At 68.1% G+C, this 26,083-nt stretch carries 26 protein-coding genes; 11 read left to right on the forward strand and 15 right to left on the reverse strand.

Going from position 1 to position 26,083, the window contains the following annotated elements; all coding sequences use genetic code 11:
* Positions 1 to 60 precede the first annotated feature (60 nt).
* Together DB30_RS04585 and DB30_RS04590 are read left to right on the forward strand one after the other, a co-directional pair.
* Positions 61 to 1,182 (forward strand): hypothetical protein, encoded by a 1,122-nt coding sequence (locus tag DB30_RS04585; RefSeq protein ID WP_052546746.1) that lies wholly within the window; start codon positions 61 to 63, stop codon positions 1,180 to 1,182.
* A 305-nt stretch (positions 1,183 to 1,487) separates the two neighbouring features.
* A complete protein-coding gene (locus DB30_RS04590; protein ID WP_146658037.1) occupies positions 1,488 to 2,117 on the forward strand; it encodes an OmpA family protein in 630 nt (209 codons plus the stop codon).
* 95 nt (positions 2,118 to 2,212) lie between these two features.
* On the opposite strand, the gene DB30_RS04595 is transcribed toward DB30_RS04590, so the two are convergent.
* On the reverse strand, positions 2,213 to 3,148 hold the full coding sequence (locus DB30_RS04595; RefSeq protein WP_165703624.1) for a ChaN family lipoprotein: 936 nt from the start codon (positions 3,146 to 3,148) through the stop codon (positions 2,213 to 2,215).
* Positions 3,149 to 3,284: 136 nt separating this feature from the next.
* Between DB30_RS04595 and DB30_RS04600 the strand changes: the two genes are divergently transcribed.
* Positions 3,285 to 3,860: a hypothetical protein gene (locus DB30_RS04600; RefSeq protein ID WP_052546749.1), complete on the forward strand. Its 576-nt coding sequence runs from the start codon at positions 3,285 to 3,287 to the stop codon at positions 3,858 to 3,860.
* A gap of 4 nt (positions 3,861 to 3,864) precedes the next feature.
* Here the strand turns inward: DB30_RS04600 and DB30_RS04605 are convergent, their stop codons facing one another.
* From DB30_RS04605 to rpsB, 5 genes are all read right to left on the reverse strand, one after another.
* Positions 3,865 to 4,311 carry a hypothetical protein gene (locus DB30_RS04605; RefSeq protein ID WP_146658039.1) on the reverse strand — a complete coding sequence of 149 codons (447 nt, stop codon included), beginning with the start codon at positions 4,309 to 4,311 and terminating at the stop codon, positions 3,865 to 3,867.
* 161 nt (positions 4,312 to 4,472) lie between these two features.
* Entirely contained in the window at positions 4,473 to 5,042 is a 570-nt protein-coding gene (gene frr / locus DB30_RS04610) for a ribosome recycling factor (RefSeq protein WP_052546751.1), read from the reverse strand.
* A 3-nt stretch (positions 5,043 to 5,045) separates the two neighbouring features.
* A complete protein-coding gene (pyrH, locus tag DB30_RS04615; protein WP_052546752.1) occupies positions 5,046 to 5,804 on the reverse strand; it encodes a UMP kinase in 759 nt (252 codons plus the stop codon).
* A gap of 74 nt (positions 5,805 to 5,878) precedes the next feature.
* A complete protein-coding gene (gene tsf / locus DB30_RS04620) occupies positions 5,879 to 6,529 on the reverse strand; it encodes a translation elongation factor Ts (RefSeq protein ID WP_052546753.1) in 651 nt (216 codons plus the stop codon).
* A gap of 47 nt (positions 6,530 to 6,576) precedes the next feature.
* Complete coding sequence (gene rpsB / locus DB30_RS04625; protein WP_052546827.1) at positions 6,577 to 7,458, reverse strand: 30S ribosomal protein S2; 882 nt, start codon at positions 7,456 to 7,458, stop codon at positions 6,577 to 6,579.
* A 365-nt stretch (positions 7,459 to 7,823) separates the two neighbouring features.
* On the opposite strand from rpsB, the gene DB30_RS04630 reads away from it, so the two are divergent.
* From DB30_RS04630 to DB30_RS04650, 6 genes are all read left to right on the forward strand, one after another.
* A complete protein-coding gene (locus DB30_RS04630; RefSeq protein ID WP_052546754.1) occupies positions 7,824 to 8,345 on the forward strand; it encodes a hypothetical protein in 522 nt (173 codons plus the stop codon).
* A 224-nt stretch (positions 8,346 to 8,569) separates the two neighbouring features.
* A complete protein-coding gene (locus tag DB30_RS04635) occupies positions 8,570 to 10,591 on the forward strand; it encodes a tetratricopeptide repeat protein (RefSeq protein WP_146658041.1) in 2,022 nt (673 codons plus the stop codon).
* On the forward strand, positions 10,581 to 10,706 hold the full coding sequence (locus tag DB30_RS42705; RefSeq protein ID WP_276204329.1) for a hypothetical protein: 126 nt from the start codon (positions 10,581 to 10,583) through the stop codon (positions 10,704 to 10,706). Before DB30_RS04635 ends, DB30_RS42705 begins: the two co-directional genes overlap by 11 nt.
* Positions 10,707 to 11,162: 456 nt before the next feature.
* On the forward strand, positions 11,163 to 13,025 hold the full coding sequence (locus tag DB30_RS04640) for a serine/threonine-protein kinase (RefSeq protein WP_052546756.1): 1,863 nt from the start codon (positions 11,163 to 11,165) through the stop codon (positions 13,023 to 13,025).
* Between the two features lie 215 nt (positions 13,026 to 13,240).
* The gene (locus DB30_RS04645) at positions 13,241 to 13,825 is read left to right on the forward strand and encodes a hypothetical protein (protein ID WP_052546757.1); all 585 of its coding nucleotides are present in this window, start codon (positions 13,241 to 13,243) and stop codon (positions 13,823 to 13,825) included.
* 30 nt (positions 13,826 to 13,855) lie between these two features.
* Positions 13,856 to 16,957, forward strand: a complete 3,102-nt coding sequence (locus tag DB30_RS04650) for a protein kinase domain-containing protein (RefSeq protein ID WP_052546758.1) — start codon at positions 13,856 to 13,858, stop codon at positions 16,955 to 16,957.
* 21 nt (positions 16,958 to 16,978) lie between these two features.
* On the opposite strand, the gene chaB is transcribed toward DB30_RS04650, so the two are convergent.
* From chaB to DB30_RS04690, 8 genes are all read right to left on the reverse strand, one after another.
* Positions 16,979 to 17,218 carry a putative cation transport regulator ChaB gene (gene chaB, locus DB30_RS04655; RefSeq protein WP_052546759.1) on the reverse strand — a complete coding sequence of 80 codons (240 nt, stop codon included), beginning with the start codon at positions 17,216 to 17,218 and terminating at the stop codon, positions 16,979 to 16,981.
* A 137-nt stretch (positions 17,219 to 17,355) separates the two neighbouring features.
* Complete coding sequence (locus DB30_RS04660) at positions 17,356 to 17,664, reverse strand: encapsulin-associated ferritin-like protein (RefSeq protein WP_052546760.1); 309 nt, start codon at positions 17,662 to 17,664, stop codon at positions 17,356 to 17,358.
* Between the two features lie 40 nt (positions 17,665 to 17,704).
* Positions 17,705 to 18,220 carry a hypothetical protein gene (locus DB30_RS04665; protein ID WP_052546761.1) on the reverse strand — a complete coding sequence of 172 codons (516 nt, stop codon included), beginning with the start codon at positions 18,218 to 18,220 and terminating at the stop codon, positions 17,705 to 17,707.
* A gap of 11 nt (positions 18,221 to 18,231) precedes the next feature.
* Entirely contained in the window at positions 18,232 to 18,840 is a 609-nt protein-coding gene (locus DB30_RS04670) for a hypothetical protein (protein WP_052546762.1), read from the reverse strand.
* Between the two features lie 2 nt (positions 18,841 to 18,842).
* Complete coding sequence (locus DB30_RS04675; RefSeq protein ID WP_052546763.1) at positions 18,843 to 19,649, reverse strand: hypothetical protein; 807 nt, start codon at positions 19,647 to 19,649, stop codon at positions 18,843 to 18,845.
* A 164-nt stretch (positions 19,650 to 19,813) separates the two neighbouring features.
* The gene (locus DB30_RS04680) at positions 19,814 to 20,749 is read right to left on the reverse strand and encodes a C40 family peptidase (protein WP_146658042.1); all 936 of its coding nucleotides are present in this window, start codon (positions 20,747 to 20,749) and stop codon (positions 19,814 to 19,816) included.
* Positions 20,750 to 20,764: 15 nt separating this feature from the next.
* On the reverse strand, positions 20,765 to 21,070 hold the full coding sequence (locus tag DB30_RS04685; RefSeq protein WP_052546765.1) for a DUF3817 domain-containing protein: 306 nt from the start codon (positions 21,068 to 21,070) through the stop codon (positions 20,765 to 20,767).
* Positions 21,070 to 21,417 (reverse strand): hypothetical protein, encoded by a 348-nt coding sequence (locus DB30_RS04690; RefSeq protein ID WP_052546766.1) that lies wholly within the window; start codon positions 21,415 to 21,417, stop codon positions 21,070 to 21,072. The genes DB30_RS04685 and DB30_RS04690 overlap by 1 nt, the downstream gene beginning before the upstream one ends.
* 228 nt (positions 21,418 to 21,645) lie before the next feature.
* Here DB30_RS04690 and DB30_RS04695 point away from each other — a divergent pair, with 228 nt between their 5' ends.
* The gene (locus DB30_RS04695; RefSeq protein ID WP_165703625.1) at positions 21,646 to 23,568 is read left to right on the forward strand and encodes a PQQ-dependent sugar dehydrogenase; all 1,923 of its coding nucleotides are present in this window, start codon (positions 21,646 to 21,648) and stop codon (positions 23,566 to 23,568) included.
* Here DB30_RS04695 and DB30_RS04700 read toward each other — a convergent pair.
* Entirely contained in the window at positions 23,543 to 24,844 is a 1,302-nt protein-coding gene (locus tag DB30_RS04700; protein WP_205632910.1) for a glycosyltransferase family 2 protein, read from the reverse strand. The genes DB30_RS04695 and DB30_RS04700 overlap by 26 nt on opposite strands.
* A 40-nt stretch (positions 24,845 to 24,884) precedes the next feature.
* Between DB30_RS04700 and DB30_RS04705 the strand changes: the two genes are divergently transcribed.
* Positions 24,885 to 25,559 (forward strand): LuxR C-terminal-related transcriptional regulator, encoded by a 675-nt coding sequence (locus DB30_RS04705; RefSeq protein ID WP_052546769.1) that lies wholly within the window; start codon positions 24,885 to 24,887, stop codon positions 25,557 to 25,559.
* The last annotated feature ends 524 nt before the right edge of the window (positions 25,560 to 26,083 follow it).

The raw sequence follows: 26,083 nt of genomic DNA on the forward strand, positions 1-26,083 counted from the left end.
AATCACCAGGCCACACCCGGCTTTTGTGCCCACGCGGTCGGGCGATATACTCGCCGCCGAATGGTTTCGACGCGCGTTGCCCTGGCCAAGCCTGCATTCACTCGCTGTCGAGCGCTGGCGCTCGGCCTCGCGCTGTCGCTGCCCACGCTCGGTGGCTGCGAGAAGGTCGACGAGCTGAGCAAAGCTGCAAGCAAGGCCGCTGATCCCAGCGCGCCGCTCGACATCGACATGGCGCAGCTGACCACGCAGTTCGAGAGCCGGGTGACCGCGGCCGCAGGCGCGCCCGCGGTCGAGCAGGCCGCGAACGCGTGCTTCGAGAAGGTCTCGGCCGATCCGCTGGTCGGGGCTGCGGGCGAGCGGATCATGAGCGCGCTCGCGCAGTCACCCAAGCTCGCGGCGGTCGGACAGTCGATCATCGGAGCGCTGGGCGAGTCCAAGCAACTGCAGCAGATCGTGCTCGGGCTGATGGCGGAGAACCCGGGGATGAGCCCAGACGCGATCGGCGACGCGGTCGGGCAACGGATCGAGGCCGTGACCAGCGGCCCGGCGTTCGACCGCGCGTTCGACCAGAGCTTTGACAAGGTGCTCGCCACCCCCTCGGTGGTCGCGGCGCTCGACGGCCTGCAGACGGCGATCGCCAAGAACCCCTACCTCGTCAGCATCATCCGCGAGGCGGTCGAGAAGGCCGAGACCGAGGCCAACTGGGCCGAGCGTCTAACCGAGCTCAACGGCGGCAAGCGACCGAGCTCGAGCGAGGCGACCGCGTTGTTGCTCGATCACTGGTTCACGACCGCGCGGCTCGAGCAGTTCTATGTGGATCTGTTTGGGCTGCCGGCGACGGAGGCCCAGGTTGCGATCGCGGTGGTCGCGTTGCTGGATTCGCCCGCGTTCGTCGGGCACCTCAGCGACGCGCTCGAGTCGATGGCCAGTGATCCGCAGGTGCAGCAGCAGATCGTCGACGTGCTCAACACGATGCTGCTCGACGCGCCCAGCGAGGCCGCGCTCACGGCCGTGCTCGATCCGCTGCTCACCCAGCCTGCGTTCGCGACGGCGCTCGCTACGTTGATCGATGCGCTGGTTCAGGATCCCGCGCTCGCGCCGATCGGCGTGGCCGCGCTCGAAGGGATCGCCAAGGACGAGTCGGTGGGCGCGCTCGTCAACGGTCTTCTGATGGACTGGTAGCGGCCCCGCCGGCTCGGCGTGCGGGTTGGGCCACACGCCGGTCTTCATGATCTTCGGATAGTGGGCCCGCCACGCGGCGACCATGGCGTTGACCGGGATCTCGGCGTGGACGCCGTGGTCGGTCACGTACTCCGGGGGCTCGGGTGGCTTCGGCGGACGCTGTGTGTCGGGGGAAAAGGGGGGACCGTGAGGGCCGCGTCGATCTGGGGCGCGGTTGGCGCTGTGGCGCGCAGGTGATCACCGAAGTGTTTGCCGCTCGAGGCAATCGGTTGGAGCTTGGAACGAGCCATGCAGCCCGGCGGGGCATGCCGCTGATCCACAAACAACAACCCTGCGCTGTCTTGGTGTTCGTCGGGGTGGCCGCGCTGGCGAGCTTTGTCGCGTGCTCGAAAGACAACAACATCGACACCGCGTCGACGCGTCCGGGCGCCGAGCCCGAAGCCAAGAAGCCCGAGGCTTCGCAGCCCGAAGTCAGGAGGCCCGACGACGACGGCGAGCCCGCCAACGCTCCCGCGGGCGTTGGCGCGGACTGGGCCAACCCCGACAGCGTGCCCTTGCAGATCACCGCGGTGGTCATCGACGTTGGCCTCGCGGATCTCTGCGGGATCGAGCGAGCCAAGGCCTTCTTCGAGTACGACAGCGCCAAGCTGAGCTCGGAGGGGGAGCAGATCGCCACGAAGATCGCCGCGTGCTTCACCGACGGTCCCCTCAAAGGGCAGGAGCTGCGGATCGTGGGTCACGCCGACCCGCGCGGCTCGGACGCCTACAACAAGCAGCTGGGCAAGAGCCGGGCCGAGTCTGTCGCCGAGGTGCTGTTCCAAAAAGGCGTCACCAAGCGGCGCGTCGAGGTCGAGAGCCAGGGGGAGGCCCAAGCCCACGAAGACCCCGACAAGTGGCCCCTAGACCGGCGGGTGGAGCTGCGCGTCGGCAGCTGACGGTGGGGCACGCTCTGCGCTGCGTGTCAGCGTGCCAGCGGGTCATCTGGTCTCGGTCCACGCGGGAGTGGTTCATCGCAGCACACTCGCCCGCGCTACCGGACCTGCAAGATCACGTCGCCCTCGTCGCGGTTGGACGGGTCGAACACCATCGGGCCTTCGATCGGCGCCATGCTCAACACCCGCACGCTGTCCTGCGGTCGGCGGGCGGTGTACTGGGTGACGACGCCGAGGTGTTTGGCGACGTGATAGACGCCGACGATCAGCAAGACCCGGTGCTCGGGGTGCTCGGCGCGAAAGTCCGCGCTCGACTCCGCCATCGCGTCGTTCCACAGGGCCATCGCGGGATAAAACGCCGGGCCGCGCTCGCCCATGGTCTGCATGAACCGCGCCTTGAATTCGTCGTCGGGTGGCACGGAGCTGCGGGGCATCAGCGCCCGATCCTGCTCGGAGAGCGTCGCCAGATAGTCCGCATAGGTCGCCCCCGACTCGCGGTAGGCGGTGACCAGCGGGCGCGGGGCGTTGGCCGCGATCACGGGGATGCCGTTGCGCTTGGCAAACTCGATCAACGGTCGATGCGAGCGCTCGTAGTTGTCGTCGCGCTTGGTCTGTTCGCGAAACGTGGGCTCGTCGATCGACCCGGCCAGGTAGGCGTCGAGCGGGGCCTGCTGGTCGGCCTCGAAGAACTCCATGGCCAAGGCCACGGGGCGGTCTTGGGCGGCCATGCCCTGAAGCACGGCGAGCTGGACCTGGCTGCCCACGCCGTGGTGGTGCAGCTCGCCAGCCCCGACGAAGTCGACGTCGGCGAGGCTTGCGATGAAGCTGTCTAGATCGCTCGGGTTGCCTTCACGATCGAAGAAGGCGTGCTCGTTGGGGTCGACGGTGGCCGCTTGCTCGGGGGTCTGCGTTGGTTGATCGTCGCAGCCAACACCCAGTAGCAACGCGGCAGCGAGTAGCAGACGGACCCCTCGCGTGTCGACCCGTGCGCGCCGTGGAGTGAAGGGGTGGGTCCCGTCGACGAGGCTACTCACACACAATAGTGTTGCACGACCGCCCGCGCGTGAGGGATTGCGCCAGGCCCAGGCTCGTCAACGGATTGCGCCGCAGCGGGGGAGCTCCGATGATGGCGGGGTGAAGCCCTGGGACGCCGCCATTTCAGGTCGACTCGTGATCCCTGCCCAACACCACGAGGCGTGGCTGGCGGCCGAGCTCGACTGGAAGAGCGTCGCTGGGTATCAAGTGCTCAAGGGCTACATCAGCGGCGAGACGGTGCGCGACATCGTCGACGGCGTCGACTTCGTGGAGCCGCGCGAATTCCTGGAGATCAACTGGGCCGGCGACGAGATCCAGCTGCGCTCGTTTCAAGGTCAAGCGGGCTTCACCGAGAGCATGGTTGGGTTCGCGGCCGCGTGGGCGGCCGCCGCTCGGTTTGGCGGCGAGGGTGAGTTGATCGGCGTTGGCGTTGTCGCCACGCGGTTTGGCTATCGGGTCCACGTGAACGCCGGCGAGGCCAGCGTGGTCAGGATCGCCGACGAGGAGCTCGACGCGTTTGAAGCCGTCCCGCTCGCGCAGGCGGTGCGCGAGCGAATGACGGCGATCGGCGGGGCGATGAGCGACAAGCTGCGCGCTGGCGAAGGTCCGCGGCCGTTTGCGCGGCCCTCGACCGTCGCGTCCGCACCCGCGCCGGCCAAGAAGAAGTCGGCCGGTACCAAGAAGCCCGCCGCCAAGAAATCAAAAAAGTAGGCTCCTAGGGGGCGCCGCCGCTCGAGCTTGACGGCAGGCAAAACCCCTGCGTGCACACCTCGCCCGAGCCGCACTCTTCCGTGGCCATGCAGGTCTGCACGCACAGGCCGAACTCTTCGAAGCAGAACATGCCGTCGGCGCACGGGTTGTCGCCGTCGCAGGGGATCGTGCACACGCCCGAGGTCGCGGGCTCCTCATCAGGAGCTGGCAGCGTCACGCACGACTGCGGCGGCGGGCACACGTCTTCGTTGGTGGGGCACACGCTCGCGCAGTAGCCGTTGAGGCAGACGGGGGCGGACTGTGAACACTCCGTGTCGTTCGCGCCACCGCAGGGCTGCTGACACAGGCCGCTGGCACACACCTCGCCGGTCTCGCACTCGCTGCTAGCTGTGCACTGGAACCGAAAGGTCGAGGGCTCGGCCGCCTCGATGAAGCAACCCCCAAGGCCCACCCCAAGGCCCAACCAGAGCGCCCCGAGACCCAAGAGCCCGAGCGTCCGTGTCGCAGATCGCTGGCGATGAACCAGTCGATGAACCAGTCGACGAAGGTGTCCGCAAGCGGGCGAGAAGCCCTCGCCCGAGCTGGAAATAGTTGTCGTCAAGCGCGTGCGCATCAGTCGTCCATGATCTCGGACTCTTTTTTACCGAGCGAGTCGTCGACCTGTTTGGTGAAGGCGTCGGTCAGAGTCTGGATGCTGTCGAGCGCAGACTTGAGCTCGTCCTCCGAGATCTCTTTGTCCTTCTCGGCCTTCTTGAACGCGTCGTTGGCGTTTCGCCGGGCCTGGCGAATTGCGACCTTGGCGTCTTCACCCGCGCGCCGGACCTCTTTGACGAGATCCTTGCGGCGCTCCTCTGTGAGGTGCGGGATCGGGACCCGCAGGACCACGCCGTCGGAGCTGGGGTTCAAGCCAAGCCCTGCGTTCATGATCGCCTTCTCGACCGCCGAGAGGGTGTTGGCGTCGAAGGGCTTGACGATCAACAGGCGGGCGTCGGCCTTGGAGACCGTGGCGACCTCGCGCAGCCGCATCTGGGTGCCGTAGGCGTCGACGCGGACGCCGTCGAGCTGGCTTGGGTTGGCGGTCCCGGCTCGGACCCGCGAGAGCGCCTTGCCGAACGAGTCGCGGGCGCTCTCCATGCCCGTCTCGGCCTCCATCAGTACCTCTTCGCTGTCGAAACTGGCCATCGCTCAACTCCTGCCTGGTGGTTGTTCCTGTGGCCACTCGTAGTGCTTGGGCGCGACGAGCGTGCCGAGCCGCTCACCGCACACGACGCGCTCGATGTTGCCGGTGGCGAGCATATCAAACACGACGATCGGGAGGTTGTTCTCCTTGCAAAGTGAGATCGCCGTGGCGTCCATCACATGCAGGCCGCGGGACAGCACGTCGAGGTACTCGACCCGGTCAAACCGGACCGCGTCGGCGTGCTCGAGCGGGTCCTTGTCGTAGACGCCGTCGACCTTGGTGGCCTTGAGCAGCACCTGCGAGCCAACCTCCATCGCGCGCAGGGCCGCGGCGGTGTCGGTTGTGAAGTAGGGGTTGCCGGTGCCGGCGGCGAAGATCACCACGCGGCCCTTCTCGAGGTGGCGGGTGGCCCGCCGACGGATGTAGGACTCCGCGACCTCTTTTATCTCGATCGCCGAGAGCACCCGGGTGTACACGCCGATCCGCTCGAGCCCATCTTGCAGGGCGATCGCGTTCATGACCGTGGCCATCATGCCCATGTAGTCCGCGGTGGCGCGGTCCATGCCCTTGGCAGAGGCCTTGACCCCACGAAAAATGTTGCCGCCGCCGATCACGACCGCGGTCTCGACCCCAAGCTCGACGACGGCCTTGAGCTCACCCGCGATCGTGTCGAGGACCGGGGGATCGATGCCGTAGCCCTGGGCGCCCTGAAGGGCCTCACCGGACAGCTTGAGCGTGACGCGCTGGAACCTGGCTTTTGACATGCTGGGTGATCGTGCGGCGGGGGTTGGGACGAAGGCGCAAAAAAGGCGGGGTTGATGCCCCGCCTCTCAAGCGCTCAGGAGTTGGCGACCTGGGCCGCGACCTCGGCCGCGAAGTCTTCGTTCTTCTTCTCGAGACCCTCGCCGAGCTCGTAGCGAACGAAGCGACGGATCTTCACGTTCTCGCCGATCTTGGCGACCAGCTCGCGCTGGACCTCTTCGATCGTCTTCTTGTCGTCCTTGACGAACTTCTGCTCGAGCAGGACGTTGTCGGCGTAGTACTTGTTGATCTGACCATCGACGATCTTGTCGATGATCTTCTCGGGCTTGCCGTCGTTGATCGCGGTCTCGCGCAGGACGACGCGCTCGGCCTCTACGCGCTCGGCGTCAATGCCTTCGCGGTCGACGGCCAGCGGGCTCATCGCTGCGATCTGCAGGCACACGTCGTGGCAGAAGCTCTGGAAGTCGTCGAGCTTGCCGACAAAGTCGGTCTCGCAGTTGACCTCGAGCAGCACGCCAACGCGACCGCCGTGGACGTAGCTGACGATCGCGCCCTCGGTGGCGATGCGACCGGCCTTCTTCGCGGCCTTCGAGAGGCCCTTGGTGCGCAGGTAGTCGACGGCTTTGTCCATGTCGCCGTCGGTCTCTTTGAGCGCGTTTTTACAGTCGAGCATGCCCGCTTGCGTACGCTCGCGGAGCTCTTTGACCATCGATGCGGTGACCTTCATGGTTGTGTTCTCTTCTCGCTAGATGCAGTGCCGCGGGGGGGGCAGGACTAGTTCGCGTCGGTGTCGGCGGTGGCGGCAGTGCCCTCGCCCTCGGGGGACGCGGCCGCTTCGGGCGTCGGCAGCTGGGTGCGCCGCGAGACCAGCTCGACCTTGGGTCCGTCGCCGCCGGTGGTGACGCGGATCGGCGCGGGCGCGGACTCGATGTCGGCCTCTGCCACCGCGCGCTGCTTGCCAAGCCGCATGCCCTCGGATGCTGCGTCGGCGATCTTGCTGGTGATCAGTTTGATCGAGCGGATCGCGTCGTCGTTGCCGGGGATGATGTACTGGATCTTGGAGGGATCCGCGTTGGTGTCGGCCAGCGCGATCACGGGGATCTTGAGCCGGTTGGCCTCGGCGACCGCGATGTGCTCTTTGGCGGGGTCGATCACGAAGATCGCACCGGGCAGCTTGGGCATGTCCTTGATGCCGCCCAAGTTGCGCTCGAGCTTGCCGCGCTGACGCTCGAGCTGCAGGACCTCTTTCTTGGTCAGCTTCTCGTAGGTGCCGTCCTCGGACATCTTCTCGATGTTGCGCAGCTTGTCGACCGACTGGCGGATGGTCTTCCAGTTGGTGAGCGTGCCGCCGAGCCAGCGGGTGACAACGAAGTACTGGCCGCAGCGCTGGGCCTCGTTGATCAGCACGTCTTGGGCTTGGCGCTTGGTCCCGACGAACAGGATCGGCGCGCCCTCGGCCGCGACGGAGCGCACGTACGCGTAGGTACGGCGCATCAGCTTGGCGGTCTGCTGCAGGTCGACGATGTGGACGCCGTTGCGCGCGCCGAAGATGTACTGGTTCATCTTCGGGTTCCAGCGCTCGGTCCGGTGACCAAAGTGCACGCCGCACTCGAGCAGCTGGCGGATCGTGATGATCCGCTGGGCTTCGTCCATCATTTGAAGGCCGGCATCTGCGGCCACGGTATCGGTCTCGGTCATGTTTTTTTCCTCGCGTTGGGCCTCTGCCCCCTTCGTTGGAGTTGCCCACCGACCGCGGCGTCTTGTTCGCCTCGGCCGGCACGCCGGCGCATCCTCCAGGGGCATGGGGTTTGGTTGAAAAGGCGGCGGTTGGTACCACGCGCCCGCGGGACCGTCTACCGGGTCCGCCAAGCTGATTGCAGGTCGTCTCCACGCCGGCTCTTGGGCGGTGGGGCGGTGGGGCGGGAAGGCGCTGGGTGCGTGTGTGAGTCCGGCCACGTGGTTTGTAAACGGCGAGAGCACTGCCCCGAAGCCGGCGCAGCTGATACGTTCTCGCGGCGCCCATGCCCTGGATCCGTCCCCGTCAAACCTTCGTCGTTGGACTCACCGCGTTGACCCTGATCGCCAGCGGCTGCGCCGGCTTGGTTACGCCGGGCGCGGGCGCGGGGATCCGTGCGGTGGATGTGGATCTCGATCGGCCCGAGATGCAGCAGTTCACGGTCGCGAAGAGCATGACGCAGCTCGAGCGTGACGTGCGAATCGAGACCGGCGGCCGCGACCGACCAAAGCTGACGCCGGCGCTGTTTTGGACCGGCATCGTGGTTGGCACGGTTGGCGCCGTGGGCAGCGTGTCGTTTGGGGTCGCCGGCTTCGTGACCAAGAACCAACTCAGGAGTGGGTACGAGGGCGACGGGCTGACCGTTGAAGACCGCGACAGCATGGTCAACCGCGGCGAGGCCTTCAACACGGCCGCGATGGCGACGGCCACCGCTGCCGTGCTCGGGTACGCGCTGGCGCTCGTGACCTACGGCGTCGACTGGAACCGCTGCGGGCCGTTGGTTCGCAAGCGCCGCGACTGCAAGTAGCGGCCGCTGGCGAAGTCGCGGCCGCTGGCGAGCTCGAGTGAAAGACCAGACGTGGGGTGCGTTGGGTCTACGCGCGGCTGCTCGCCGCTTCACCTCGCCCGCACCGGTCCCGACGCGGGCGCTCCGGTTCGCAACCTCGAAGCGGCGAGCACTGGCGCGGTTTGGTCTGCGGGCAGCCCCCGGCCGGGATGCCCTCTTCTCGTCCCTGAGGCACGATCGTCGTGGTGAGCGAAGGCCAGGCATCGAGCGAGCACGAGCCGCTGTCGTATCGGGCGCGGCTGGTCGGCGTGCTGGCTCTGATCGCGGTCGTGTTCTTGCCGCTGGTTCGCTACGGGTTGGTCTACGACGATGGTTGGACCCTGCGCAGCAATGGGTTCCTGCGTCCCGGGCAGTTCGAGCTCGCGCTCTTGTTCTCGCCCGAGGCGGCGGCGCGTCACGTCCCCGATGCGTTTCGGCCGACGCTGGTCAGCTTCGACGCGCTGAGCGTGTGGGCGCTCGGGGTCGAGCCGTGGGCGCATCATGGGCTGTCGATCCTCTTGCACCTGAGCGTGTGTGGCCTGCTCGCGCGGCTGCTGCGAAGGCTGGGCGTGGACGAGGGGTCGACCCTCGCCAGCGTGGCGCTGTTCGGGCTGCTGGCGATCCACGCCGAGGCGATCGCGGTGGTCTCGTTTCGCGAAGACCTGCTGGCGGCGGCGCTCGGGCTCGCGGCCATGCTCGCGGCCGTGCGCGGGATCCAGACCCCGCGGTGGCGACCGGCGCTCGGGTGGGGGCTGGCGGCGATGGGTCTGCAGGCGCTGGCGTGCGGGGCCAAGCTGTCCGCGGCGCCGCTGCCTGCGATCTTGCTGGTGCTCGCGTGGCTGCGGCCGGGCCCAGGCTGTGCGGTGCTGGCTCGTGATCGCACGCGGCTCGCGGTGATCGTTGGCTTGCTCGCGCTCGGGGTTGCGCTCGCCCTGGCGCAGACCTGGCTCGTCCATGGGGGCAGCCCCTACGGCCCGGACAACCCGCGGATCTTGGCCCAGCGGATCGGGCTGTCGCCGGTGCTCGCGGCCTCGGTGAAGATCCACCTTGGCTATCTTCAGCAGATCCTGGTGCCGCTCGGGCTGTCGCCGGAGTACGTCGATCGCGGGGCGGGGTGGTTCGAGCCCGCGACCATGCTGGCCGGCGCGTGCTTGGCCGCGCTGCTGGTCGCCGCGATCGCGCTGCGCCGGCGCTGGCCGCTGGCGAGCTTCGCCGTGTTGGGGTGGATGCTGGCCTGTGTGCCGACGAGCAACTTGGTGGGGCTGCCAAACATGCGGGCGGATCGGTTCATGTACCTGCCCAGCGTGCCGCTGTGTGTCGCGCTCGCGGTTGGCTTGCTCGCGCTCGGGCGCCGGTTGGTGACCAAGCTCGATCAGGAAGGTGATCTCGATCCGCCGCGCGCGGGGGAAGATCTTCGCGCTTGGCTGCCGCTCGCGCTGTGCGTGTTGATGCAGGGGTCGTTCGCGGTCGCCGAAGCGCGCGTATACGTGAGCAACACCACGCTGTGGCACGAGGCCGCCCGCCGAGCGCCCGGGTCGGCCCGCGCCCACGCGCTGCTGGGGCTCGAGTACAGCGGGGCGGCTCGCGCTGGGGATCACCTGGATGACGAGATTGCGGCGAAGGCCGAGGCTGCGTGTCGCACTGCGCAGCAGCTCGATCCACTCTACGAGCTCCCGCAGCTGTGCCTGGGCTCGCTGGCGATCTCGCGCAAAGATTGGACAGCCGCCTACGAACATCACGCGCGGGCCGTCGAGCTCAGCGTGGATCGAAACGACCGGCCGATCGCCGCGCTCGCCCAGCTGGCCCTGGATCTGCCCAGCGCGTGGCTGCGTCAACATCCCGAGCTGGGTGATCGGCGGCACCTCTCGCGCAGCTGGCTCGAGCGCGGATTGGGCGCGTATCCCTACTCCCCCGAACTCCACGCCGCAGCGGCGCGGGTGTATCACCGGCTTGGAGACGCGGAGCGGGCCATGCAGCTGTATCAGCGTGCAAGGTCGCTGCGACCCGACCGTTGGGAGACGGTCGCTGGGGGGGTGGAACTCGCCCTCGATCTCGGCGATGCTGCGGCGGCTCACCGGACGTGGTGGGCCGAGGCCAAGCTGCTCGAGCGGGCCGACCCGGCCACTCGCACGCGTCTGACCCGTCGCCTCGCCGCAGCGCGTACCTCCCCCGGATTCTCCCTGTTACACTCGCTGCTCGATCCTGGAGTCTTTGCTCATGCGCCGTAATAAGTTTTATGCCCTGCTGGTCATCGCCGCCCTCTCGATCGCCATCGGCGGTGTGGCTTGCGGCGACACCGTTGAAGACCTCGACAAGCTCGACGAGACCTACGGGGCTACCTAAGCCCCCCGCGGGCGCTCTGCACTTTGCCAAATGCGGCTGCTTCGCAGCCGTTCGCTCGCTTCGCTCGCTCGATGGGCCGGCCGTTTGTTCGCGCTGGTATGAGTGGCCCCCCAGAGGGGGGCTCGCTGATCGTTGAGCGGGGGGCTGGTAGGGGTCGCTGATCGTTGAGCGGGGGCTGGTAGGGGTCGCTGAGGGTTGAGCGGGGGCTGGTAGGGCTCGGTTTGGGTTGAGCGGGGGCTGGTAGGGCTCGGTTTGGGTTGAGCGGGGGCTGGTGGGGCTCGCTGGTAGGGGTCGTTGGCGTTGAGCGGAGGGCTGGTGGGGCTCGCTGATCGTTGAGTGGGGGTCGGTTCGGGTTGGGTGGGGGTCGTTTGGCGTTGGGAGAGTGGGTTGAGTGGGAATTGGTTTGGGGAGCGTGAGGGCGTCTGGGGTCGGGAACCTTTGATATTCTCTGCGCGGATGGGCAGGGAGGTCGAAGCGACGGCGAAGCTCGCTCCTTGCCCGCATTGTGGCGCGCTGCACGATGAGGATCTGCTGCGGTGCGAGTCGACGGACTTGCTCTTGCCGCTCGAGGGGCGGCGGCTCGATGGGAAATTTCGGTTTCTGTCGGCGCTTGGTAGCGGCGGGATGGCGACGGTGTACTTGGCGGTCAACGAGCGGGTTGATCGAGAGGTCGCGATTAAATTTTTGCGGCCGGAGGTCGGGCGGGATCCAGAGGCGGTGGCTCGGTTTCGTAGCGAGGCCAAAGCGGCGGGGCGGATCGGGAGCCGGCACATCTGCGAGATCCTGGATCTGGGGGACTCGCCGATCGGGCCGTACATCGTGATGGAGCGGCTGCGGGGGATCGATCTCGCGGCGCTGATTCGGCGGCAGGGGCGGCTGCGGCCGGGCTACGCGGTGCGGGTGGTCCGTCACACCCTCGAGGGGCTCGCGGCGGCGCACGCGGCGGGCATCGTGCATCGGGATCTCAAGCCGGCGAACATCTTTCTGCATCGCACGGAGTCGGGCGACACGGTCGTGAAGCTGATGGACTTCGGCGTGTCGAAATTTCTCGACGGTACCGGCGAAGCGCAGACCGGGAGCGGGATCCTGCTTGGCACCCCAGAGTACATGGCGCCCGAGCAGCTCGAGGGCGCCAACAAGCTGGGCCCGTCCTCGGATCTGTGGGCCATTGGCGCGATCCTGTATCGGGCGATCACGGGGCACCAAGTGTTTAGCGGGCCGACGCTCGTGGCGGTGATCCGATCGATGGCGCTCGACGAAGTGACGGCGCTGTCGCAGCTGGTGGAGGGGGTGCCAGCGGAGCTCGAGGCGATCATCCATCGCTGCTTGCAGCGCGACATCGCGGCCCGGTTCCAGACCGCGGAGGAGCTGTCCGAGGCGCTCGAGCCGTTCGAGACCCTGGAGGTCGACGCCGTCCCGATCGAGCAGCCCGAGTCGACCCGCGAGGTGCCGCTCTCGTCGCTTGGCGTCAGCTCGGACGACGATCCGCAGCCTGCGGGGGCGCCCCCGGGACCGACCGAGCCCGAGCCCGAACCCGAACCCAAGCCCGAGCCCAAGACGGCGATCTGGCGCGAGCGCGAGGGCGAGCAGCAGGCCGCCGCGGAGGAGCTCGATGTCGATGGTGGGTCTGGGCACGGCGGCGGCAACCCAGCTCTGAAGGTCATCGCAGGGATCCTATTCGTGGCGATGCTGGTGGTTGGCGGGCTGTTGGTGTTTGACCGCGAGACGGACGAGCAACCATCGCCACCGTTGGCGAGCAGCGACGAGCGGTCGCGCGAAGCCAGCGGTCCGGCGCCGCAGGATGTCGCGGGTGATCCCGACCTGGTGTTGGACCCGATCTCCGAGCCAGATGAGACCGAGACCGGTGGCGATGAGACCGAGACCGGTAGCAGCGAGACCGAGACCGGTGACGGCGAGACCGGTGACGGCGAGACCGGTGACGGCGAGACCGGTGACAGCGAGACCGGTGACAGCGAGACCTGGGTCGCCGCGACCGAGCGCCCCGCTCCATCGGGGACGTTCCGCGCCGGACCGTACATCGCCCCCAACGAGCCGGGCTCGAACACGGATCTCGCGACCGCCAAGGCGACCTGCGCGAACCTGGCGAGCACTGGCTACGCCGGCGAGTCCGGCTGGAAGTTGGCCAACCCGGCGCAGCTCGGAAAGTTCATTGGCAGCAACAAGATCAAGCGCGGTCGCTATTGGACGACGGCCTTGAACAAGGGGCGCGCGTGGACCTACTCGATGCCGAACGGCAAGAAGATCTCGGAGAAGGCTGAGCGCAGCGTCGCGCGGCCGCTGTGCCTGACCAAGTACTGAGCCCGCGGACGATCGGTATGCAGCGGACACCATGCGGGTCGGTGGTCGATCGCTGCGGCGGTCGGAGAGCTGGCACGGAGGGTCACCGGCGCTTCGCCTTCGATCCCCGGCTGGTTGCACGAAAGGACACGCCTCAGCTGCCCCTTGCACCCACAAGACATCGTAACGATCTGGCAGGCCCGCGGGCGGTTGTGCTTGGCCTACGATGCCAACCCATGGGTCTGTTCGATAGGAAACGCCAAGCCCCCGATCCCACGCCCGAGCCGGAGTTCATGCCCCAGGTTCAACACCAAGCTCAGACCACGCCCGCGCCCGCGCCCGCGCCCGTCCCCGCGCCAACCCCTCGCAACACCACGAGCACCAAGCACATGAGCACCAACAGCGACTACGGGATTCAAAAGGCGATCGAGCTGATGCGCAACCTGCCGGCGGACAACATCCCGCTGATCGTCCAGGTGGTCCGTGCGACGCTCGAGTCCATGAACATCGACGTGCCGTCGATCATCGGCGACGCCAAGGAAAAGCGGGCTCGGATCGCAACCCGGATCGACGGGCTGCGCGAGGAGATCGCCGAGTTCGAAGAGGAGATCGCTGGCCGTCGTAAAGAGATCGCGGCGCTCGAGGCCGACGGGGCAGAGACCAAGACGGTTCAGGAGCGGCTCGAGCTGGCGATGAAAGCCAACGAGGCCGAGGCCAAGAGCGCGCCCGCGGCGAGCGAGGCCGCGAGTCGGCCGCCAACGCCCCCCGCCAAGCAAACCAGCAGCGCGAGCGCGAGCGGGAAGCCGCCGGTGTTCAGCTGAGCCAAGCGCTCGCTCGTGTAAACTTCGTCCGTGGCCGACGTCGACGAAACTCTGGCTGTTGACGCGCCGGCGGTGGTGAACACGAGCGACGCGACGCTGGCCGGAGAGGCGTTGGACTTTGGCCTCAGCGAACCGGCTGGCGGTGGGGTTGGCGGTGGGGCTGGCGGTGGGGGTGGCGGTGCTCGGGCGCTGGCTCGGCTCGCCCCCGGCGACCACGTGGGGCGGTTCTTGGTGCTCGCACGGATCGGCGCGGGCGGCATGGGCGAGGTGTTCTCTGCCTACGACCCACAGCTCGATCGCAAGCTCGCGCTCAAGCTGCTTCACCCCGAGTCTCCGCGCACGGAGTCGACGCTTGGGCGCACGCGGTTGCTGCGTGAAGCCCAGGCCATGGCGCGGCTGCAGCACCCCAACACCGTCGCGATTCACGACGTCGGCGAGCACGAAGGGCGGGTGTTCTTGGCCATGGAGTTCATCGCGGGCCAGACTCTGGGCGCGTGGCTGAAGCAGGCACCACGCAGTTGGCGGGAGATCGTGCAGGTGTTCGTCGCGGCTGGGCGCGGGCTCGCAGCCGCCCACGCGGCCAAGCTGATCCACCGCGACTTCAAGCCAGACAACGTGATGGTTGGCGACGATGGACGGGTGCGGGTCATGGATTTTGGGTTGGCGCGCGCGCGCGAGCCCGGCGAGGCTTCGGCGGTCACCGCCCTCGATCGTGACAGCGTGCTCGAGCGGCTGCGCGGTGATCTCGACGGCAGCCGGGCCAACCTCTCGACGACGGTGACGGCGATGGGCTCGCTGACCGGGACGCCGGCCTACATGGCGCCAGAGCAGTTCTTGTCGCAGGCCGTCGACGCCCGCACCGACCAGTTCTCGTTCTGCGTGGCGCTTCACGAGGCGCTGTTCGGTGAGCGACCCTTCGTTGGCGACACCCCGGCCGCCCTGGCGTTCGCGGTGGTTCAAAACAAGCGCCGCGAGGCCGTCAACGACAAGGTGCCCAGCTGGCTGCGAAGGGCGATCGATCGCGGCTTGGCGATCGACCCCGACCAGCGCTGGCCCAAGCTCGACGCGCTGCTCGCCGAGCTCGAGCGCGATCGCAGCCGACGCTTGCGCCAGCTGGGCCTCGCGCTTGGCGGGCTTGGCTTGGTGGGCCTCGCGACGATCCCCTGGCTCAGCCGCGACGCGCCCGAGGTCTGCACCAACGGCGAGCTGATCATGGCCGAGACCTGGAGCCCGTCGCGCGCGAGCGCGGCCGAGCAAGCGGTGCTAGCGACCCAGCTTGGTCACGCGGCCGACACGTGGACCCGCCTCGTCCCCGAGCTCGATCTGTGGAGTCGCAATTGGGTCGAAGCGCACCGGGACACCTGCGAGGCCACCGAGCTGCACCGCGGGCAGAGCTCCGAGCTCATGCAGCTGCGAATGCGCTGCCTGGACCGGCAGCGGCGGGTGTTCGCGGTGCTGCTCGCGGATCTCGAAGCCGCCGACGCCGACGTGGTCGAGGGCGCCGTCGCGGCTGCGCAGGCGCTCCCGCGTCCAGCTCGCTGCGCCGATGAAGACTACGTCCGCGCTGTGGTCCCGCCGCCCGAGGACCCCGAGCTGGCCGCCGCCGTGGACGAGCTGCGTCGGGAGCTGGCCGCGAGCGAGTCGCTGCGCCGGGTCGCGGCCAGCGAGCGGCTCGCCGAGGTCGAGGCCCTGCGCGAGCGCGCCGCGAGCCTTGGCTATCCGCCCGTGCTCGCCGAGGCTGATCTGCGTCTGGGTCGGCTCCACGCCGAGCAAGCCCACGGTCCCGCCGCGGTCGCGTCGCTGCGCGCGGCGTATTTTTCGGCGGAGGCGCTCGGGCTCGACGAGGTCGCGCTGCGGGCCGCGACCGAGCTCATCTTTGCGAGCGGCGAGCTCGAGGCCAAGTACGACGTCGCGGTGGAGTGGGCCGAGCACGCGGCCGCCACGATCATCCGCAGCGGCACCAACGAAGACGAGGCGCGGCGGCTGGAGCGACTCGCCCAGGTTCACATGGCCAAGGGCGACAACGCCAAGGCCGAGACCGAGCTGCGCCAGGCCCTCGAGCTTCACGGCGACGCGCGGGGCAAGCAAGACGTTGGCAGCGCCGCGATCCACCTGACGCTCGCCGACTTGCTTCAGGATCTGGGTCGCCACGACGAGGCCCAAATCGAGTTCGAGCGCGGCGGCGAGCTGGTCCGCGCCGAGCTCGGTGACGGCCACCCGCGCCTGGGCCTGACCTGGCTCGGCCTCGCCCAGATCGCCGCGGACGAACAGCGCTACGACGAGGCGTTCGCGCTGATGGAGCGCGTGAGCGAGCTGTGGTCCAAGACCTTGCCAGAGGACCACCCGTGGTTTGGTGATCTCTACAACGATCGATCCAGGGCGCACAGCTTCACCGACCAACACGAGCTGGCCCGCCAGGATCTCGAGCGCGCCGTCGAGCTTCGCCGTCGCAGCCTGGGCCCCGACCACCCGAGCTTGGCCGCCTCGCTGACCAACCTTGGCACCCTTCGCTCCGAGCTAGGCGACACCGAGGGCGCGCTCGCGGCCATGCGCGAGGCCGAGGCCATCCACCAACGGGCGCACACGGATCGCTCGGGGCCCGCGGTCTACGCCCATGTCCAGTTGGCGATGGTGTTGGCGGGAACGGGGGAGCTCGACGCCGCGATCGAGCAGGCCAACCTCGCCGAGCAAGCTGGGATCACTGCATTTGGGGACAACCACGACATGGTCTTGCGCGCGCGGATCCTGCAGGCCTACTTCGGCTTGCTCGCGCATGACGACGCTGCAAGGGCACAGGCGCTGATGCTCGGCAACCTCGAGCTCGCCGAGGCGCGCGGGTTTCCGCCCAACGAGATGACCTTCTTGAGCCTCATCATCCTCGCCGAGGCGGAGACGAAGCTCGGCGCGAACGAGCAGGCGCTCGTTCACATCGAGCAAGCCGTGGCGCTCGACCGGCCGCAGAACGACATCAACTATGTCGAGCTCGCGCTCAATCACACGAAGGTGCTAGGGGCGCTCGGCCGCAAGAAAGAAGCACGGGCGGTCGCCCAGCGGGGTCTCGAGCTGCGCCGCGATGATCCGCACGCGAAGGAGCTTCACGACCAGCTGCGCGACTGGCTGCGAAGCCACTGAGGCGGGCCGTGGGCGGCGCTCTCAGGTCTTTGCGCGCCACTTCTCGCTCGAGTCTTTTGGCTTCTCGTATTTCTTCTTCACAGCGGCCCAGGCCACCTTGTGGGCTGTCTCTTCGCGCGAGTCATCCGCATCTCGTCGGTCCTCGCGCTCTTTGTATTGATCCCAGGCGCTGTTGAACGCCTCGCGGTAGATGTCCTGAGCGTGGGCGGGGAGGCTGTTTTGCACACTCTCGGGAAGGTCGGCATTTGTTGCGTACGGCATGATCCTCACTCCAGGCGAATCACCGCACGCGTGGTTGCAAACGACGTACCCGCCCTGCCAGGCACGCAGTCAGGCACGCGGTCAGGCCCGCGAACAAAGCGTGGGCCCGGACGACGCCGGGCTTGTGCCAAACCCGCTCAGTCGCTGGTCACGTTCGACTCATGACCCGTGATGCTGCCGTCTTTGAACAGGTACTCGCGCAGCTGAGCGTCGAACACGGGCATGCGCCGACGGATCCACTCGAGCGCCATCGCGGCGTGCTCGATCTCTTCGTCGCGGTTGTGGGCGAGGATCTTGCGAAGCTCGTCGTCGGTGCAGGCGTCGACGCGCTGGTTGTACCAGTCGACGGCTTCGAGCTCCTCCATCAACGAGACGATCGCACGATGGATGTCCCGGGTCTCGACGCTCAGTTGCTCGAATGGTTCGTGATAGCCTTCGTTAGACACAGCTACCCCATAGCATCCGAGCCAGAGGTTACAACCGATGTCAGGGCGCGGTAGCGAGGGCGGTGACCGTGCAGCCTGCGGGCCGCGGCATCGTGCCCTGGCCAGGCGCGCCCATGGGTGCCTGCTCGTGCGGCTGCGGCTGTCGCTCCGGGTAGGGGGTGCAGGTGACCGTCACCGTGTGACCCGAGCGGCCGACCAATTCCTCGTGGCTGACGGTGTCGGAGGATTTGAGGTTGTGCTCGGTGCCCTTGGCGTCCACGAGGGTGAACTCCTTGCCCAAGTACGCCTCGACTGACTTGGTCCGGGGCAGCTCCGTGTAGGTGAGCGTTCCGGTGACGGTCAACGTGCTTGGATCTGCGGCCGGCTGCGCTGGAGCGGGTGGGTCCTCGGCCGGATCTTCGGCCGGATCGCTCGCGGGCTGCTGGTCTTGCTTGGCGTCGCTCTTTTGCGCTGGCTCGGGCGAGTTTTCGTCTTGACCGGCGGTCGCGCAGCCAAGCAGCGAGGAGCTGAAGCACAGGCTGACGACGACGAGTTTGAGCGGGGGCAGTCGATTCATGAGGCCCGATACTACTGGCAGACGAGCAGCGGCAACAAAGTGCAGGTCAACCCGGCGCAACAGCCGACGGAGGCGCAACTCTGGCCGGAGCCCTGACAGCAATCGTCGAACACGAAGCTGCAGTTCGCGCACGCGAGCGTGCCGCCACCGTAGTTGAAGTCCGAACAGGTCTTGTTCTTCAGATCTGTCCCGTCACAATTTTCGCCGCCCTGCGCGATGTTGTCGCCACACACGGGATCGCCGTCGCCGTCGCCGGAACCGGTTGGGTCGCCGTCGCCGTCGCCGGAATCGGTGGGGTCGCCGTCGCCGGAATCGGTTGGGTCGCCATCTCCATCACCGGAGTCAGTCGGATCGCCGTCGCCGGGCTCCGTGGTGTTGTCGTCGCTCTCGCTGGCGTCGTTGGGGTCGCCGTCACCGTCACCATCACCATCGCCATCACCCATGGGGGGCGTCGTCGCGTCCTCGGCGATCGAGGGCTCGACACACACGCCCTCTTGACCGCAGACCAGGCCGTCGAAGCAGGCTCCGTTCTCCGTACAAGGCAGCCCAAGGGTATCGCCGGGAATGAAGCAAGCGAGCTGCGAGGCACCCAAGGCGATCGCCCACACTCGCGCGCGCATGCTCAAAATTCTCCTGAGAACACCAGGGCGGTGGGCGTTGCTTCGAGTGCGAGATCGGCCCGGCGAGACTTGAACGAGAGCCCGATCAAGGTCGCGCCCGAGGCCGCCGAGGCGACCGCGAGCCCAACCCCTACGCCGAATAGTATGTTGCCCGTGCGCCCGCGGCTTTGGGCGGCCATGCGGGCGTCTTGGGTCGTCACATTGACGAACGCGTTGTTGGCCTGCGCACCCATCAAGCCGCCCGCGACCGCGAGCCCCGCGAACGGAGCCGCGAGCGCGACCAACGTGATGCCCGCTCGCTTTTGGGTTCGGGCTTGCGCCGGGTTGTCCACGTTCGTGTTTGGCGGTGGGGCTGGCGTCTGCGCTCGGGCCACGATTCGCTCGAGCGCCCGCTCGCGTCGCGCGAGGTCATCTTCGAGCTTCTTGACGTCGGTGTCGGTGTCGGGATCCTTGCCAACAGCGCGCTCGTTGGCCCGATAGTCCGCGATCAATCGGCTTGCTAGCTCGAGGTGCTCGCTCTTCGCGTCAACGTCATAGGCGTAGACGTGGGCGCGGGCGAGGTTGTAGCGCAGCCGAGCCAGCGCCAGATCGCGGCGGTTGGCGTCCTCGATCTCTTCGGCGATCGTGTAGGCGCCGGTGAACGCCTCGATCGCGCCAGGATAGTCGTGGGTCTCGTACTTGGTCTGGCCGGTGTGGAACAGCTTTTGGGCGTCTGCGACCGGGTCGCTCTTCGGCCCCTCGACGACTGCCGGCGCGGACGCGAGCGCGCTGCACAATGCGGTCGAGACCAGGGCTCCAGCGAAAAGCACGGCGGGAGTGTAGCATCGAGTGTCAATGCGACCGGGGCCATGTGCTTGGACCCAACATCGACAGCGACCAGAACGCGGGTCTGAAGACCCTGGACCAACCTCCCACCTTGAAATTGGTGGGTGGTCTCACATCCTTTGGGTTTCACGATGCGCGAGGCGATAGACTAGCGGATGTACCGCATGGGTAGTTCGACGTAATGGCGCCCGGCCTGCTGGAGTCCCCAGTCGCGCAGCGCTGCGGCTGAACCGCGGCGCAGCCACGCAGCGTCGAGCTGGAATTCCACCTGGGGTGCCTCGATCACCATCCCCCGCGAGCGCGAGGCGTGAATGATGGTGTCGGCAGCCCCCACGATACCAACGTGAAGTCGCTGCATCGTCCGTGAATGGATGAACATCAGGTCCCCCGGTGAGCCGATCGCACTTCCGCACACCTGACCGCCCCCGCACACCGCCAGCTGATCATGGGAATTGCGCGGCAGCAGAATTTGCAGCGCGCGGTCGTAAGCGCGCTGAACCAGGCCCGAGCAGTCGATCCGCTGATCGCTGGTGCCGCCCAATAGGTACGGGACGCCCAGGTAGGATCGCGCTGCCTCGCAGACGCTCTGGTGACCAGACTGGGCCCGCGGTTCAGCCAGCGGTCGCGCGGTCACCTGCGAGCCAAGCAGCCCCGTCGCCCAGCCAACGGTGCCATCTCGGGCGCGCAGCAACATCCCGGGGCCGTCGTGGGCGAGGTGAGCGACTGGCCCGTCGCCCGCGACGAGCTCGGTCGCCAGCGAGCGGCGCGAACATGCGGGGTGCTGGGCCCAGAGCTCCAGCCCGGCGTCCGGGATCGCGTACCAGGCTTGCACGGGCATGGGTCGCAGATCCAACTCGAGCTTCATGCCATCGAGCAGCAGCGGGGTGAGGGTGTCGACGACCGCGGGCCGCAAGCTGGGCACCGCGATCTCCCCCGTGACGTGCAGCGCGGGCGTGAGCGGCTCGATGTGAAGGCTGAGCTCGAGGTGGGTCCAGCCATGGCGCTCACGCAGGCGCTCGCGCAGGCGCTCGAGCTCTCTCTCGATCGCGCGCAGGTACGCGTGCAGCCGTTCGTCCAAGCCCATCGACGCCGATCTGAATCAGCTTGGGCCCAGCACGCCACGCCTGCGCCACAGCCACTCGAGCAGCACCGGACCAAAGGGCAGCAGCGCGAGCACGCCCGCCACGCCGACCCGCACCAGCCCCACACGGTAGACCCGCGCGACGCTGAGCAGCGCGATCAAATACACGATCAGCAACACGCCGTGGGTCCAGCCAACCCACCCGACGGCTGCGGGCTGGTTGGCGACGTACTTGAGCGGCATGGCGATCCCCAGCAGCGCGACGAAGCTCGCCGTCTCCAGCCGCCCCAGCCAGTAAAACCAAGTCCGGGTGCCTTCATCCATCAGTGGACCACCATCGGTGCGAGCGCGGTCAACAGCGCGACCAAGATCAACCCCGTGCGCCAGCGCGATGGCTCGCGGCCTGGCTCGACCGCGCGCACGGTCTCGTGCAGCGCGACCAACGACGCGACCATCGAGATCGAGACCCACGGGGTACCCAGCGAGATCGAGTGGGCCCGCGCCATGCCCCAGCCGCTGACCCAGGTCAGCACGAAGCCCGGCGTTGCCAGCCAGTGCGCGGCCCGTTGACGTACCTTGTCAGCGCCGGGTGCGATCACGATCGCAATTCCCATCGCAAACGCGATCACGCCAACGAACTTGGCGAGGCGCAGGGCGATCCACAGGGTCACCGCCGGCTTATCCGCGTCCGCGCGGGTCGGTGTCAAGCAGGCCCACGAATTCCGTCACGTCGCGGGGGATCAGCGCGATATCATGTCCCGTGCGGTCGCGTCTGGGGATATCAGCGCTGAGCCTCGCCGCGTCGCTCGTCCTCGCTTGTGGCCCGCGCGCGGATCCACCTCCAGAAGGTTGCGCAGCGATCGCCGCGTTGCTCGACCGCCGCGATCCAGCTGACGCGCGTGTTCCCCAACGTCGACGTCGAGGCGGGCGTGGTCTTGACCCAGCGACCTGGGGACGCGTCGCGCTGGTACCTCGCAACCCAGAGCGGCGTCGTCTACAGCTTCGCCAACGAGGCCGACGCGGTCCCCAGCGTGTTCATCGACGTCACGGACAAGCTCGCGACCGCGTCCGAGGCCGGCCTGCTCGGGCTCGCGTTTCACCCCCAGTTTGCCAGCAACGGCTACGTGTATCTGTCGTTCACGACCCCGGGCGCGGGTGCGTTCACCTCTCGGGTCGCGCGCTATCACAGCGACGATGACGGCCTGAGCCTAAACCCCGCCAGCGAGACCGTGATCTTCGATCTCACCCAGCCGTACACCAACCACAACGGCGGCGACATCCACTTTGGGCCCGACGGGTTCTTGTACATCGGGTTTGGCGACGGCGGGTCCAAAGAAGATCCCAACGGCCACGGGCAGAACACCGACACCTTGCTGGGCTCGATGCTGCGGATCGACGTTGATGGGGCCAGCCCCTACGCGATCCCAGCCGACAATCCGTTCGCCGCTGGCGGCGGGGCCCCCGAGATCTTCGCCTGGGGCCTGCGCAATCCGTGGCGCTTCAGCTTTGATCGCGAGACCGGTGATCTGTGGGCGGGCGACGTCGGGCAGTACGACTGGGAGGAGGTCGATCGGATCCGGCTGGGCGGCAACTACGGCTGGAACCTCAAAGAGGGCGCGCACTGCTTCGCCGTGGATCCCTGCGATCAGCCCGAGCTCATCGATCCCGTGGCCGCGTACGCCAACCCCGACGACGCGTCTGTCGTCGGGGGCTACGTCTACCGCGGCGCGGCGATGCCCGAGCTGATCGGCAGCTACCTCTACACCGACTTTTACCTGGGCACGATCTGGGCGGTCGTGGAGGGCGGGGAGCCCAGCGTGTTGCTTGGCTCGTCCGGTCACGCGTTCGGGGCCTTTGGTGAGGACCTAAACGGCGAGCTGTATGGCGTCGACTATGGCGGCGGGATCTGGCGGCTCGATCCCAACGCCAACGCTGGGGTCGCGTCCGATCTCCCAACCAGCCTGCGCGCGACTGGCTGCGTCGACGCCGATGATCCAACCCAGCCGCCCGCCAGCGCGCTTCGCTATGAGATCAACGTTCCGTTTTGGTCGGACGGGGCCGACAAGTCGCGCTGGCTACACCTCGCCGAGGGCGAGTCGATCACGGTCGAAGCCGACGGCGACTGGTCGCTGCCGCCCGGCTCGGTCGCGGTCAAGCTGTTCACGCTGGGTGATCGCCCCGTCGAGACCCGGCTGCTCGTGCACCACGACGACGGGCGCTGGGCCGGCTACAGCTACGCGTGGAATGAAGACGGCAGCGACGCGCAGCTGCTGCGCGACGGCGAGGTCCGCAGCTTCGGCGCCCAGCAGTGGCTGTACCCGTCGCGGGCCGAGTGCATGTCGTGCCACACCCGCGCGGCTGGGATCTCGCTCGGGCTCGAGACTGGGCAGCTGCAGCGAGACGGACAGCTCGAGGATCTGGTCGCGCGCGGGGGGTTGGGGTCGGTCCCCGTCGGCGACGCGCTGCCCCGCCTCGACGGCGACGCACCCCTGGAGGATCGCGCGCGCGCGTACCTGCACGCGAACTGCAGCCACTGTCACCGCGCGGCTGGGCCCAGCAATACGCCCGGAAATTATCGCTACGATCGCTACTTGGTGGACCCCGCCGAGATCGGCGTGTGCGGGGTGCCGCCGGTCGCCGGGGATCTTGGCGTACCGGGGGCGTTGATCGTGGCACCGGGGGATCCCTCTAGCTCGGTCCTGTCGCTGCGCCTGCACGCGGATGACGAGAATCGGATGCCGCAGCTCGGCAGCCTGATCCACGACGACGCTGGGATCGCCTTGATCGACGCGTGGATCACAGCGCTGGTTGGGTGTCCGTGACCGGCTGGACCGCAGCGGCCGACAGGCGACCGCTTCGATCCACGCGCAGCTGGTGACCCCGCCACTGCACCTCGCGCCGACTCAGCGCGCGCAGCCACGCCAACCCCAGCGCCACGTCGCCGAGCGCCGCCTCGATCACGGCGCGCCAGATCCTCACCGGGCGCCCCGACCAGTACTGTGCGGTGAGCGTCACGACGAGTCGGGCGAACACTGTCAAGCCGGCGGCCGTCGCCGCGAGGATCGGCTGGGCGACGATCCCGAGCCCCGCCAGCGCGAGCACGATCGGCGTGGCGAAGAAGAACAACGGATAGGTGGTCATCAGCGCGGGCCGCTGAGCCCGGACCGCCAGCATCCACCGACCAAAGCGCGCGACCGCCTGCGAGAAGCTTGGATCCCCCCCGCGCGCGCGCCCGAGGATTGGCGTTGCGACGATCCCCCAGCCGCCCGCCCGCAGGCGCCTGGCCATCTCGAGATCTTCGGCAAGAAACTCGGTCAGCTCCGCGGGCGCGCACGCGTGCAGGGCCTCGCGTCGGGCCGCCCAGATCTTGCCGCACAGACCGTAGCCATAGATGCCGCACAGCAGCGGAAACGCGGTGAGCGACGCCCCGAGCACTGCCTCGGACGCGCGAGGTCCCAACCCCTCGTGCGTGCGCAGCTCCGACCACGGACCCCACGACGCGCCGACGCGGGCGTCCGAGGCAGGCGCGCCGACGCGGGCGTCCGGGCTCGACGCGCCCGGGCGCGCGTCGAGCAGCGGCATCAGCAGTTCATCGAGGGGATAGCCGCTGAGGTCGACGTTGCTGTCGACGTTGACGACGATCTCGTAGGTCTCGCCCGCCCCCGCGAGCACGGCCGCGAGCATGCTGGCCTTGCGGTTGGGCCCCGTCGGCGCGTGCAGCTCGAAGCGCGCGTCGATACCCGCGGCCTGCAGCTGGGTGAGCGCCGCGTCGATCACCGGTCGAGCGGTGTCGTGCGGATCATCCACGCTCAACACCACTGTCAGCTTGGCCTCGGTCTCGACGCGAGTGAGCGAGCTGAGGCATGCCAACAGCTCAGGCTCGGCGCCGGCACAGGGGCGGATGAGCAGTACCCGACGGCCCGCGACGGAGGGTCGAGCCTGCCGGCGAAACCGCCGCTGCATCATCGCCCGCTGAATCGCCGCGCCAAGGGCCAACCATGCGAGGACAGCCGCCCACGCCAAGGCGAGGAACGCCGCCCCGCTGCTCACGGCACCCAGCACGAGCGCTTGATAGCCCGCGAAAGACCACATTGCCATTGGTCTGCGGATCTTTGCACCGCTTGGTATTGTTGGTGTGATGCCACGGGGCGAGGACGAGACCGAAGCGGACCACGACGGCCTGGTGCCCTGCATCGAGGTGATCGGGGGTCGCAGCGAGGGCAAGGTCTTCCCGCTCGAGCGGGTGCGCGGCTACGTGGTGGGTCGGTTGCCCGGCGCCGAGATCCACATCGACGACTCGGGCGTGTCGCGACGCCATATCAAGGTCACGCGGCGCGCGGATGGCAGCGTGGATGTCGCGGACATGCGATCGACCAACGGCGTGCTGATCAACGGCGAGAAGGTCGAGAGCGGCCCCCTGTGCGAGGGCGACGTGATCTCGTTGGGGCCTGACGCGGTCCTGCGCTTGGCGTATCGATCAGCGGACCGGATCCACGAGCGCCCGGGCTCCCAGACCCGGCGAGGAACGGACCCAGTTGCCGGAGCACCGCGCCCGATCGACGGCGGCGGCGACTCGACGGCCGTGATCTACTACCGGCCCAAGCTCTCGGACTTGCCGATCAGCGCGCGGCAGCTCGAGGTCAGCCAGCTAGTGGCGACCGGCATGACCAACGCCGCGATCGCCGAGCAGCTCGGGATCAGCCCACGAACGGTGACGAGCCACCTCGATCATATCTACGGTCGCCTCTCCATCAGCTCGCGGGCGGCGTTGACCCGGTGGATCGTCGAGCGCGGACTCGCAGGAAATTCTTGATCCCATTCCCGGCGTCAAGAGCGACCGCAAGAGCCCGCGACCCCAGCGTCCGCCAAAGCCACCTCCAGCATCCGCCGAAGCCCCCTCCAGCGTCCGCCGAAGCCGCCTCCAGCGTCCGCCAAAGCCGCCTCCAGCCTCCGCCGAAGCCACCTCCAGCGTCTGCCGAAGCCACCCGAGCCCCCTTCCAGCGTCCGCCAAAGCCGCCCCCAGCGTCCGCCAAAGCCCCCTCCAGCGTCCGCCGAAGCCCCCTCCAGCGTCCGCCGAAGCCACCCGAGCCCCCCTTCCAGCGTCCGCCAAAGCCGCCTCCAGCGTCCGCCAAAGCCCCCTCCAGCGTCCGCCGAAGCCCCCTCCAGCGTCCGCCGAAGCCACCCGAGCCCCCTTCCAGCGTCCGCCGAAGCCACCTCGAGCGTCCGCCCCGCCTCCAGCCTCCGCCGAAGCCACCTCCAGCGTCCGCCGAAGCCGCCTCCAGCGTCCGCCGAAGCCACCCGAGCCCCCTTCCAGGGGGCCACACATACGGATGCGAA

The organism is Enhygromyxa salina (assembly GCF_000737335.2).
GTDB lineage: Bacteria > Myxococcota_A > Polyangia > Nannocystales > Nannocystaceae > Plesiocystis > Plesiocystis salina_C.